General features: G+C 45.8%; 8 protein-coding genes. 4 read left to right on the top strand and 4 right to left on the bottom strand.

What is annotated here, in order from left to right; genetic code table 11:
* Nucleotides 1-36 precede the first annotated feature (36 nt).
* A complete protein-coding gene (locus VFC92_10125; protein ID HZK08545.1) occupies nt 37-1,302 on the top strand; it encodes a hemolysin family protein in 1,266 nt (421 codons plus the stop codon).
* 353 nt (nt 1,303-1,655) lie between these two features.
* The gene (locus VFC92_10120) at nt 1,656-3,773 is read left to right on the top strand and encodes a SurA N-terminal domain-containing protein (protein ID HZK08544.1); all 2,118 of its coding nucleotides are present in this window, start codon (nt 1,656-1,658) and stop codon (nt 3,771-3,773) included.
* A 178-nt stretch (nt 3,774-3,951) separates the two neighbouring features.
* Here the strand turns inward: VFC92_10120 and glmS are convergent, their stop codons facing one another.
* The 4 genes from glmS to VFC92_10100 form a co-directional block, all read right to left on the bottom strand.
* Nucleotides 3,952-5,790: a glutamine--fructose-6-phosphate transaminase (isomerizing) gene (glmS, locus tag VFC92_10115; GenBank protein ID HZK08543.1), complete on the bottom strand. Its 1,839-nt coding sequence runs from the start codon at nt 5,788-5,790 to the stop codon at nt 3,952-3,954.
* Nucleotides 5,791-5,815: 25 nt separating this feature from the next.
* On the bottom strand, nt 5,816-7,159 hold the full coding sequence (locus VFC92_10110; GenBank protein HZK08542.1) for a DUF4270 family protein: 1,344 nt from the start codon (nt 7,157-7,159) through the stop codon (nt 5,816-5,818).
* A gap of 42 nt (nt 7,160-7,201) precedes the next feature.
* Complete coding sequence (locus VFC92_10105; GenBank protein ID HZK08541.1) at nt 7,202-8,017, bottom strand: glycogen/starch synthase; 816 nt, start codon at nt 8,015-8,017, stop codon at nt 7,202-7,204.
* Nucleotides 8,018-8,276: 259 nt separating this feature from the next.
* On the bottom strand, nt 8,277-8,918 hold the full coding sequence (locus tag VFC92_10100; protein HZK08540.1) for an MBL fold metallo-hydrolase: 642 nt from the start codon (nt 8,916-8,918) through the stop codon (nt 8,277-8,279).
* Nucleotides 8,919-9,095: 177 nt separating this feature from the next.
* On the opposite strand from VFC92_10100, the gene VFC92_10095 reads away from it, so the two are divergent.
* Together VFC92_10095 and VFC92_10090 are read left to right on the top strand one after the other, a co-directional pair.
* Nucleotides 9,096-12,527 (top strand): hypothetical protein, encoded by a 3,432-nt coding sequence (locus VFC92_10095; protein HZK08539.1) that lies wholly within the window; start codon nt 9,096-9,098, stop codon nt 12,525-12,527.
* 24 nt (nt 12,528-12,551) lie between these two features.
* Complete coding sequence (locus VFC92_10090) at nt 12,552-12,914, top strand: sulfite exporter TauE/SafE family protein (GenBank protein ID HZK08538.1); 363 nt, start codon at nt 12,552-12,554, stop codon at nt 12,912-12,914.
* Nucleotides 12,915-13,422 lie beyond the last annotated feature (508 nt).

The raw sequence follows: 13,422 nt of genomic DNA, 5'->3' as shown, positions 1-13,422 counted from the left end.
AGGCATTAATTATCTTTGCCGATAAATCCTTAACCGATGAGTAATTTGTCGATCATTATTATTACCCTTATTTTTTCCGCTTTCTTTTCGGGAATGGAGATAGCTTTCGTTAGCGCCAATCGACTGAAAATAGAGGTAGATAAAAATAAAGGGCGTTTTTCCGCCCGCATCATTTCTCATTTTACCCGGATGCCCTCGCGATTTATCGGAGCGCTGCTTTTGGGCAACAATGTAGCTTTGGTGATTTATGGCATTGCCATGGCATACATTCTCGAGCCTGCCCTTGACAATCTCATCCCCGGATATATGATGAGCGAAACGCTGATGCTTACCTTGCAAACCCTGCTGGCAACCCTGCTGGTACTGGTGGTGGCAGAGTTTACGCCCAAGGTGCTTTTCCGACTCAATCCCAACAAAATCCTCAGTGCTTTTGCACTTCCGGCTGCTATTTTTTATTACCTTTTTTATCCGCTCATCTACATCTACATTGGTTTTTCGGAATGGATACTCAAACGTTTTATAAAAATAAAATTCTCGCGCGAGAACCTGCTCTTTAGCGTTGTCGACCTCGACAATTACCTCAAGGAATTTTCGCCCGACTACACACGGCAAGAGGACGTGCAGCAGGAGATTCAGATGTTTCAGAATGCCATCGACTTTCGCACTGTCAAATTACGCGAATGTATGATACCGCGCACCGAAATAGTGGCCCTCGAAAAAAATGACACCATCGATCATCTGCGAGAAACTTTCATCGCTTCGGGACATAGTAAAATTCCTGTCTACCGGCAATCCGTCGACGAAATCATTGGCTACGTGCATTCGGCTGATATGTTTAAAAATCCGCAAAGCATCCAAAGCATTCTGCGCCCCATCATCGTGGCTCCCGAAACCATGCCCGCTAACGTGGTACTTTCGATGTTTATTCAGCAGAGTAAAAGTATTGCAGTAGTTGTGGATGAGTTTGGCGGAACTTCGGGCATCATCACCATGGAAGATGTGATAGAGGAGATTTTTGGAGAAATCGACGACGAATTTGATGTGGAAGACCTCATCGAAAAAAAGATCAACGAAAACGAATACATTTTTTCAGCACGGCTCGAAATCGATTATCTCAACGAAAAATATCTGTTCGACCTGCCCGAAGACGAAGACTACGAAACCCTTGCAGGGTTTATCATCAGCCACCATCAAAGCATCCCCGCGCTGAACGATGAAATTCTTTTTGCACCTTTCAAATTTATCATTCTCGAAGCCACCAAAACACGTATCGATAAGGTAAAACTGATTATTACCAGCTAGGGGAAATAACCTCAACTACCTGATTAAAACCATAGGTGACTCCCAACTAAGTTATTAGAATGGCAAATAATTGCGATTAAAACATTAGCCGGACCAAAATTTCAATCGCAAAATTTGTTTTTCGGAATCAAATTCGAAATAGAAAGTTTGTGGATTGATGCTTCAATGCATGAAAATAGCTGCTTCATGCTTTGGTACACATCAGGATTATAACACTACCAGCAGATCCTTCCCATATCATTATGTTACATGATGCGGTTTTGCAACACTATTTATGGATTAAACCAAAAAAACCTTTCCTTTCTCATTATCTATTGTATTTTTGCACCCACTTTAAAAAAAATTGCATCAAAATGGCAGCAATAGGACAAATTAGAAAACATTCAGGATTACTTATCGTAATAGTCGGGGTAGCTCTGGCAGCTTTTGTACTCGGGGATTTCCTGAAGCCCAGAGGCTCAAATCAACGCCTTGCCGTTGGCGAGGTAGCCGGCGAAGAAATTTCGATCGAGGCTTTCAACATGCGCGTAGACGAGCGCATGCAGGCCACCAAAAGCCAGCGTCAGAACGAAAACCTCACGCAGGAAGATATCTTTCAGATAAAGCAGGCTGTGTGGAACGAAATGGTGAACGAAATACTTCTTACACGCCAATACGATGGTCTGGGATTATCCGTAACTTCTGATGAACTGACCGATCAGATCGTTGGTGACGATCCGCATCAATATGTCAAGCAATCTTTTACCGACCCCAATTCGGGCAACTTCGACCCATCAGTAGTAGTCAACTTTCTTCAGAATCTCGACAGAGCCGACCCGGATATGCGCAAGCGTTATCTGAGCCTGGAAACAATGGTAAAAGACGACCTTAGAAGAACCAAATATGAAAACCTGGTTACCAAAGCCTGGTTTGTGCCAACAGCTTTTGCCAAACTCGACTACGAGCGCATCAACAGCACAGCCGAAATCGTTTACACAGCCACCATGTTAAACACATTAGCTGATACAGCCGTGACTGTTACCGACCAGGATTTGAAAAAATATTACGACGAAAATAAAGAGCAATACAAGCAGGAAGCAAGTCGTACCATCGATTATGTTGTGTTTCAGGTGCAACCCTCGTCAGAAGATCGCAAAGAAATCTCTGCTCAGGTCAACGAACTCTACACCGAATTTAAAAACATAAAAGACGATGCTACTTTCGTAAATTCTTCAAGCGACACACGCATCGACACCACCTATAAAAAAGAATCGGAATTGCCCGCACGCGTAGCATCCCAGCTCATGGAAGCAGAGATTGGCAGCGTGGTTGGCCCTTACATCGAAAGCGACGTTTACTATATGTCCAAAGTACTCGATCGTGCCGAGCGTTCCGACTCACTCAAAATGAGCCAGCTATTGATAAGCTATTCCACTGCTCCCGCTGCCGCCGGTATCAGCGACCGTTCCGAAGAACGTGCACGCACGCTCGTCGACAGTCTTAAAAATGTATTGCAGAAAACCCCTGGCAAGTTTGAAGAAATTGCCGCAGAATTTTCTGATTATCCCTCGGCAGCCGAAGACAAAGGCGATCTGGGTTGGCTAATTGATGGCAGCGCAGGCATGTCCAACTTCTACAGTAAAGGTAAAAACATGAAGGTGAACGAAGTTTCCGAAATGGAAACCATGCTTGGATATCATCTGTTGAAGCTCACCGAAAAAACTGATCCGAAATTAAAAGTCAAGATTGCTACACTTTCCCGCAACATTATGCCCAGCGATCAGACTTACCAGCAGGCCTATATGAAAGCCAATGCCTTTGCCGGCGAAAACAACACCCGGACAAAATTTGATACTGCTGTTATAAATCAAGGCCTTAATAAACGCACCGCCGAGCGCCTCAACGAGACCTCCAACCGCATTGCAGGTGTTGAAAATGCTCGTCAGCTTGTACGCTGGGCATTTGATGAAAAGAGGCAAATTGACGCCGTTTCTACCGTATTTGAAGACGATAACCAGTTTATCGTTACAACACTCACCACCATCCGCAAGAAAGGCTATACTCCGCTGGAGGATATCAAAGACCAAATTCGCCCATTGGTAACCAACAGCAAAAAAGCTGATGTGCTTGCCAAACGCATCAACGATCTGAACGCACAAAGTATAGATCAAATCGCCAGCAACATGAATCAAAAATTGGATTCAGCTACCATAACTTTTGCTTCACGCAACTTACCCGGTTTTGGTAGCGAATATGAATTGATAGGCACCGTTCTCTCAATGAAGCCCGGCGAAGTTTCCAAACCCATCAAAGGCAACAGCGCAGTATTTGTTGTGAAATTAACCAGTATAACCGACGCTACTCCCATCGAAGATTACAAAGCTACTGCCGATATGCTCGAGCGTCGTTTTACCTCACGTGTGGGCAACAGCTACATGAACGTGTTAAAAGAGGATGCAAAAATTAAAGATAACCGCCTGTTGATTTACTAGCAGCAAGCTGCACCAGGATTTAAATAAAAAAAGGGCTTTCCAAAACGGAAGCCCTTTTTTTATTATTTCCTAAAGATCAAAAATCACTTGAATCTCGATAAGAGTATAATTCGGTTTTTTGAAATGTGTAAAAATAACACTGCAAACTGTATTCTTCCTTCTACCTGCTTGCCTTCCCCTACTCTACCGTTACCGATTTGGCAAGGTTGCGAGGCTGGTCTATCTCACAATCGCGCATGTCGGCAATGTAATAAGAGAGCAACTGCAGCGGTATGACTGCCAGCAACGGCGTGAAAATCTCTTCGGTTTCAGGAATTTCAAAAGTGTAGTCGGCAAGCTTTGAAACGGTTGTGTCGCCTTTGGAAACCACGGCAAGCACTTTTCCTTTGCGTGCTTTTATTTCTTGTATGTTCGAAACTACTTTGTCGTAGATTGAAGAGGTAGGAGTAATTACCACCACAGGCATCTTTTTGTCGATAAGAGCTATGGGGCCGTGTTTCATCTCGGCAGCAGGATAACCCTCGGCGTGGATGTAGGAAATCTCTTTGAGCTTCAGAGCACCCTCGAGTGCCACCGGGAAGTTGTAGCCACGTCCCAGATAGAGGAAGTTGCGGGCATAGGTAAAAATCTTGGAGACTTCTTCCACATGGGCGCATAATTTGAGCGTTTCTTCTACTTTTTGTGGGATTTTATTTAGCTCGATAAGCAATTCGTTAAAACGGGGGACAGAAATAAGACCCTTACGTCGCCCAAGATAGAGTGCCATCAGCGCCAATACTGTAACCTGGGAGGTGAAAGCCTTGGTAGAAGCCACGCCGATTTCAGGGCCTGCGTGCGTGTAGGAGCCTGCGTGTGCTTCGCGCGCTATCGATGAGCCTACCACGTTGCAAATGCTATAGATAAGCGCACCACTTTCCTTGGCCAGACGAATAGCTGCCAAGGTGTCGGCGGTTTCGCCCGACTGGCTCACAGCTATTACCACATCAGTTTTGTTGATTATGGGATTGCGATAGCGAAACTCGGAAGCATATTCTACTTCTACCTGTATGCGCGCCAGCTCTTCAAAGAGATACTCTCCAACGAGCGATGCGTGCCACGAGGTGCCAGCTGCCAGAAAAATGATACGTCCGGCCTGCAGAAAGCGCTCCTGGAAATCGATCATACCTGCCATCGAAATCGTATCCATACCCACATTTACACGTCCACGGATACTGTCGCGGATGGATTTGGGCTGCTCAAAGATTTCTTTAAGCATAAAATGCTTGTATCCACCTTTTTCGAGTGTACTCAAATCGAGTTCCAGTTGCTGGACAAAAGGTGTTTTTTCCTGATTTTTGATGGTCTTGATATGTAACTTATCACCCAGCTTCATGATGGCAATTTCTTCTTCATCTATGTAAACTACATCACGGGTGAACTCTACTATTGGTGAAGCGTCGCTGGCCAGATAAAATTCATCTTTGCCAATTCCCACCACAAGGGGGCTTCCTCTGCGGGCAGCAATGAGCTGTTCGGGATGGTTTTTGGAAATAACTACAATTGCATAAGCACCTATCACCTGAGTGAGCGCCAACTGTATGGCCGTTACCAACTCTACCTTTTCCTCTTTACAGATGTATTCGATAAGCTGTATCAACACTTCAGTGTCGGTATTGCTCCTGAAATGATAACCGGCTTTTTGCAGTTCTTCTTTGAGAACATCATAGTTTTCGATGATGCCATTATGAATGATGGCAAGTTCCTCCGATTCGGAGTAGTGCGGATGTGCATTTTCGTAGTTGGGTTCGCCATGCGTAGCCCAACGGGTATGCGCAATGCCAATGTGGCCTTTGATGTTTTTATCTTTTACAAAGTTTTCGAGCTCCAATACCTTGCCTTTGGTTTTATACACATTGACGTTACCATTGAGAAGGGCAATGCCAGCGCTGTCGTAGCCTCGATATTCCAAACGTTTGAGCCCGCTGATGAGGATGGGGTAAGCCTCTTTTCTTCCAACGTATCCTACTATTCCACACATAATCGGTTGAGGGTTTTCTTATTAATTATTTGAGCCTGGTAAAAATAAGTTCCAGTTTGAGCCGCTCCTGGTTCTCCACATTTTGCGGAGGATCGAAGCCATTGAGCACCACTCGGTTTGGTAAAATGCTGCCGGAGCTGGCGCCCAGATAAAAACGCGTGGCCAAGGTATCCTGCGTAAGTATTTTCTGCATTTGCTGGGTAATTCTGAAAGAGAGCTGATGGGATTTGGGATCGTATCTTCCGCCAAAATACTCGGCACCTTCTGTCTGATCTTCGAGCAAGCGATAGGAACCATCCCGGCCTACGTTGTAAAGCAGAAATTCGGTCGGTTCCATAAATGGAGAAGCGTCGACAGAGTTAGTAAATACCAGCTTTGCCTGATTGAGCGCCAGATTGCCGTCAAGGGTGAGATTGCGGATGTAAGGGAATTCAAACATCACGGCAGTACCTCCCATGGCTTGCACAAACAGTTGCTGCTGTCCAGGGACGGTGTCACCGTTGAGCTGGCTCTGCAACTCAGAAGCAGCAAACTGATAGTCGTGGGTAAAGTTCATAAAACGCCCGCTGAGAGAAGTTACCGGGAAGAAATAACGCAGTGAATCTTCGACTTCGTTTTTATAATACAAAGTCATTCGTGAGGTTGTAGAGCCGACATTAAAAAATAAAATGGCACCACCTTGCGTCACCACTTCGGGCTGGATGTACAATCCTTTGAAAAACTGAAGAAAGCCCTCGATCGACGCGAAGTCGGCAGGATCAGCATCTCTAAACTTCTGCACAAAGCTGTCGTCCATTTTTATGCGAAGCCTGGCATGACTTTTTACACCATCTTCAACAATGCTGTCGGTGGGATGCGGAGCAAAAGTTTTTGTAGCTATTTCGCCACTTTTGAGTGCCACCTGTGAAGAGCTGTAATAAATGCTATCGGCATAAATCGACTGGTCGAGCTCATACACATTCCACGTTTGCTCAGTGGTGGTGTCGCCATAGGCGCGCATAATTCTATTGATGCCCATGGGGACTATCGTATAATCCATCGAAAGCACAATCGAATCGAGTACCGGCGAGGTGCCCAACTCAACGGCAGTACTCGACAGGCGCAACTGCAGCGCCATGGCAGAACTACTGGTGCCAAACACAGGATCGTTGTAGCTGCCCAGCATGGTGCGCAAAGTCTTGTCGGTACGCACCGAATCCACACGAATGGTATGCGCCAGCACTGTGACGGTATCAGTATAAAAAATATTGAGCTTGTCAGCTTCGGGTTGCAAGTCGACACCTATTTTGTCGGGATCGATATCACAACCTGAAAATATCAGCGCAACTACCATTAAAATGGCCATGGCCTGCAAGGGGATTTTTAACATAGGGGTTTTTGGTTAAATGGTATTGTGTTGCTTGTACCAATATCAATTGACTTCTTTTAAAAGTTCATTATAAAAATCGTTGTAAGCTTCGATAAACGTATCCCCGTTTTGAAAGTTCAAAATCGGCTTGTCGAGCTGTTGTATGTATGATTCAAACACAGGTTCCAGAGAGTCGCTACCCACAATCACAGCATCAGAATAATCTAAAGCACCTTTTATAATTCCTTCGTAAGTGGCCTTTTTGTAGCTCTTAAGTTCCGAATCTTTAATTTTGTCGTACTTAAGTTTCTTCAAAAGATCACTGTTCAGAGTTTCGTCGAAGACATCGTTGTAGATGGAAAAGACAACTTTTGAATCGGAAAAAAGTGGATTATCTTTAAATGCAGTTTTGATGTAAAGTGGCAGCAAGCTGGAAAACCATCCGTGACAATGAATGATATCTGGCGGCCAGCCAAGTTTTTTTACCGTTTCGAGTACGCCGCGGGCATAGAAAATCATGCGTTCATCGTTGTCCTCGAAAAAGACACCGTTTTTATCTCTGTAAAGGGCCTTGCGATGGAAATAGTCTTCGTTGTCGATAAAATAAACCTGCATGCGTGCCTGCTGTATGGAAGCTACTTTGATAATAAGCGGGTGGTCGGCGTCTTCGATAATCAGATTCATACCCGAAAGCCTTATCACTTCATGGAGCTGGTTTCGCCGCTCGTTGATCTTGCCATAGCGTGGCATGAAAGTCCTTATCTCGCGTCCCCGCTCCTGAATGCCCTGTGGAAGATGTCGTCCAATATGACTGATGGGGTTTTCTTTTAGATAGGGAGTAATTTCCTGCATCACGTACAGAACTTTTGTTTTATTCATTTTGGTGGAAATTTTAGTATTTCAGTGCGGGCAAAGGTACAAATTTTAAGATTAACTGTTTTACGCAACTCGCCGGTCGGGTGGCTTCAGATGCCCGCTAAGGCAAATCCATCCTTTTTTTTAACAAAAACATAACTTACCACCTTACAGTATATTGTGGATTCCGTCGGCAGGGTTTTGCTTTTGCGCATCAAATGCCTGATTGAGAAAATCATAAGATTGTAATCCGGCTTATTTTCTCTTCATTCAGAGCAGCCATTTATCCCATCACAAACGGATTCGACTTCACTTCGATACCGATGCTGGTTTCGGGACCGTGGCCGGGATAGACTATGTATTCGCCGGGAAGGGTATAAATTTTCGTGCGTATGTTTTTCTCCAGCAGGTCGTAGTCGCCGGTAGGTAAATCGGTTCGACCAATACTGCCGCGAAAGAGCACATCGCCCGAAAGAACAAAACTATTGATATGACTTACGAAACACAAATGTCCGGCAGCATGCCCGGGTGTGTGCAGCACTTCCAGCTGCGAATTGCCAAATTTCACCTGGTCGCCCTCTTTAAGAAAATGGTCGGGCATCACCAGCTTTTCGGTTTGAACACCAAACATGCGTGCCTGCTCGGGAGCACTTTCCAGAAAAGGCATCACATCTTTATGCGCCAACGGTTTTAAACCATATTTTTCCCATACAAAGCCTACCCCCATCACGTGGTCGATGTGCCCGTGCGTAAGGATATGGACAACGGGCTTGAGTTGGTGTTTGTTGATAAAACCGGCCAACGCCGCGCACTCTTCGGCATCACTGCAGCCTGCGTCTACTATTACCGCCTCTTTTGTATCGTCGTAAAGCACATAGGTATTTTCCTGAAAAGGGTTAAAAATGAAACGATGGATTTGCATCATAATGCTTCAGTTATTGTTGATAATGTCGTTAATTTTGCCGCCGAGCGAAATAAAATAATTTGAAATTTACAAAGTTATGCTTTATTGCTGCCTGCAAATGATTGGAAACACCAATAGCTGAAGATTTGTTCGGGTGCTCAAAATTGTGACGGCAGAAGATTAAGTAACGTTTACAGAATGGATCAACGTTTATCACATCATCGTCGGTTTTATTTGTTTTGGATAAAGACAGCGTTATCTATCCTGTTGCTTTTGCCATTGGTGAGCCATGCTCAGTTTTACAATGGCTACCAGATGGAATTTGGCCGCAGCCGTGTGCAATTCGAAGATTTTCTGTGGACCTACTACAAGTTCGATCGTTTCGATACCTATTTTTATCTCAACGGCAAAGAGCTGGCTGAACATACCGCTCGCTATGGCGGGCAACAGCTCAAACATTACGAAAACATGCTCGACACCTATCTGGAAGGAAAAATCCAGTTTGTAATTTTCAATAATCTCAACGAGCTAAAGCAAAGCAACATTGGGCTGACTACCGGTGCCGAATACAATCCAGGAGGCGTTTCGCATATTCTGGGCAACAAAGTGGTGCTTTATTTCGACGGGAGCATGGTCGATTTTGAGCTACAAATACGCCAGGGCGTCGTACATGTGCTTTTGCAAAACGCCATCTTTGGCAGCAACATCGGCAGCCAGATGATGAACTCCTTTTTGCAGAACTTCCCCGAATGGTACACCCGTGGATTGATTGCCTACCTGGCCGAAGATTGGAATACCGACATCGACAACCGCATCCGCAACGTGATAAGCTCGGGCAGGTACAAAAAGTTTAACCGCCTGGTGATGGACCAAACGCTGGTGCAGGACGCCGGCCACAGCTTCTGGCATTTTGTGTCGCAGCGCTATGGCCATCAACAAGTCCTTAGCATCATCAACATGACGCGCATCAGCCGTAGCATCGAAACCGGCTTTCAGTATGTTCTGGGTATTAATCTTGAAACCGTTTATGACGAGTGGCTGCAATATTACAGTCAACAAAATGAGGCAGTGGCAGCCAACACCGATATTCCTGACATCGGGAACCGAATAAAAGGCAAACGCGTCCTGAAACGCAACGATATCAATCGCAACTATTCGCAGTTGCAGGTAAGCCCCGATGGAGCGCTGGCGACACTGGTTACCAACGAAAGTGGGAAGTACAAGGTTTGGTTGCACAATCTCGAAACCGGAAAAATCAAGAAGCTTTATGTGGATGGTTTTAAACTCGACGAAAAGGTTGACGTATCTTATCCGTTGCTCGCGTGGCATCCTTCGGGGGCGGTGCTGGCCATGGTGCTCGAAAAAAAGGGTTTGATATGGCTTTATCTTTATGATGTAGACGAACGCGATTGGACCAGTCGCAACATCTATGGCTTCGAGAAAATTACCCACCTCACCTATTCGCCAGATGGCCGTTCGCTACTTTTTTCGGCAGTTCAGAAAGGACAAAATGATTTGTTTCTTTTTACGATCTCCTCCTCCACCTATGAGCGTCTGACCTACGACATTTACGATGATCTCGATCCGACTTTCATCCATGGCGATCGCATCATCTTCAGCTCCAACCGCCCCACTGACACTCTTCAATACGGACAAAATACGCTGCCCAAAGATTTTGATAACCAATACGACCTTTTTATTTTCGATTATCCGACCCGCAATCCTGTTTTGCGACGCGTTACCAATACACCGCATGCCGACGAACGTCAGGCCATGCCTTACGGCGATGGGTATTTTGCATTTTTAAGTAACGAAAATGGTGTCAATAATCAGTATGTCGGACGCCTCGACAGTGCTGTTGCTTTTGTTGACACTACCGTGCATTATCGCTATTTTACCTCCTCGTTCCCAATTACCAATTACAATCGCAACATCTCCGAACATCACATTTCGCCGCGCGCCGGAACCGTAACGATGATCATGAACGAAAATCTTTATGATCAGCTTTATCTGGAGCCAATGGTGCTGCCTTCGATGCTGGAATCTGTTGAGCTAACAACAACTCCCTACAGGCTGGAGCAGCAGCAACAGCAGATTCGGGAAACCTATCAGATTGCTCCCATTGCACCGGCGCCCAACGACACCGCCGTCAGGCCGCCGCCATCGCGCACTCCCGTGCCGCGCAAGAGCTTTAGAAATGTTCTGCGCAACGATACTTACTTACGCGATTCGGCAGAAGTAACGAAACCTACTGATGAAAAGATCGATATCGAAAATTACCAGCTTAGTCAGCAAGGGACCATAAACCTCAGTCCTGACAAAAAAACTTCAGGCGATGGCGGGCAGGCTGCGACAAAAGAGAAACCAAAAGATGACTTTATACTTCCCAAGCAACTGAATTATTACACCCAATACAGCATCAATGAGCTGGTGACGCAAATAGACTTTTCGTACCTCAGCCAGATGTACCAACCGTATCCCGGCGCCACCAACAATGCGCTGGACAATGTGTTACCAGGCTTCAGCATCAGGCCCAATTACCAAAACCCGGGGCTGAGTCCCACATTTATGATTGGTCTTACCGACCTGATGGAAAACTACCGGATTTTGGGCGGAGTGCGCATTGGCCTCGACCTGGTGGACAAAGAGTATTTTTTCAATTTTGCAAATCTGAAAAAACGCCTCGACAAGGAATTTGTCTTCCAGCGTCGCTCGCTCGAGCAGTCGGTAATTGCAGCCTACGTCACAAGACAAAAAATCAACGAAGGCTTTTTCATCCTCACCTACCCGCTCAACAAAGTACTCCGGGTTCGCGGCACATTTTTGTTTCGCAACGAAAACCTTATTTTCAGCGGCCCCGACGAGCTGGCGCTCCGCTATCCCAACCAAATCAAAAACTGGGGTGGCGCCAAGCTGCAACTCATTTACGACGACACCAAAGAGCTGGGGCTAAATTTGCCGGAAGGCACACGATTTATGGTTTTCGGCGAATACAACCAGCAACTCGAACAGATCAACAAAAGCCTTCTCGTCGTGGGCTTCGACTTCCGCAACTACCTGCGCATACATCGTCAGATGATCTGGGCCAACCGCCTGGCGGGAAGCAGCAACTTCGGCACCGAGCGATTGCTATATTACATGGGCGGCACCGACAGTTGGATGCTGCCACGCTTTGCCGACGACTCCCGCATCGATCCTGCCCAAAACTGGGTGTATCAGGCGCTTGCCACCAACATGCGCGGTTTTAAACAAAATGCCCGCAACGGCAATACCTTTTTGGTGCTTAATAGCGAACTGCGTTTGCCACTATTTCGCTACCTGCTCAACAAACCGATCAAGTCCGAATTCATCAAGAACTTCCAGCTGGTCGGCTTTGGCGACATCGGCACCGCCTGGAACGGCTGGAATCCTTACGACCCCGACAACGTTCTTTACACGCGATACGTCAATTCGGGACCGCTGCGTATCAAAGTTCAATACGAAAAAGACCCGCTCATCGCCGGCATCGGCTTTGGCGCGCGCACCAAGCTGCTGGGCTATTTCCTAAAAGGGGACCTTGCCTGGGGCATCGAAGATGGCAAGATAAAACGCGACCCGATTTTTTACCTCTCCATGAGCCTCGATTTTTAATGTAAATCCCATAAAATGATGAATATGTCGACGATACTTTTATTGATAATCATCGGGCTGGCTGCCGGCATCCTAAGCGGTTTTATTGGCCTGGGCGGCGCCATAATAATAATTCCGGCGCTGGTGCTCTTCATGGGGATGTCGCAATACATGGCACAGGGCACCAGCCTGGCGGTAATGCTGCCACCCATCGGTCTGCTGGCGGCATGGAATTATTGGAAGGCTGGTGAGCTAAATCTGAAATACGCCATGATTATTGCCGCTGCGTTTCTTATCGGAGGGTACATTGGATCGAAATACGCGCTCACGGTATCCGAAAATACACTGCGAAAGGTTTTTGCCGCCGCCCTGTTTTTGGTTGCTATGAATATGTTTTTTAAAAAATAAACACCAGGATGATTGCTTAACAATCAGTTCCCGCGACGTTTAATAAAAACAATCTTTTTCCTTAAGATTTCCCATTTCTCCCGAAACTTTCCTTTTACAAAAATTGCAAATGCCAAATGCTACAAATTTTACTTTTGTTTTCAACAATGGCTTGTTATCTTATTATAAAACAATAGGTTGCGATTTATTAACAATGATTCGTTTACAACTCGTCGTGCCCGATAGGATCAAATGATTGTATCTTGCACATCCTTTTTCGCACCATTTTAGTTGAAGAAGTGTCGGCTGTTAAAGCTGTGTTTGAAGAGATTAACCTGAGAATTTTAAAGATATTAATGATTATGGAACCAGACCTTTTTGCCCAGATAGAGGAGCTTGAAAGAGAGTATGAACAACGAAAAATAGCACAGAAATCAGCCACCGCAAAGCAGTCCATCCCGCAAAGGGAGCAGCCCAAAAACCGTGAAGCGCAGTTTTTGCCTCCGCAGCAAATCACAACCCTGCCACG

Source organism: Bacteroidales bacterium (assembly GCA_035647615.1).
GTDB lineage: Bacteria > Bacteroidota > Bacteroidia > Bacteroidales > 4484-276 > SABY01.
Note: the sequence above shows the minus strand (reverse complement) of the source record. Positions and strands in the feature narration are given on the sequence as shown.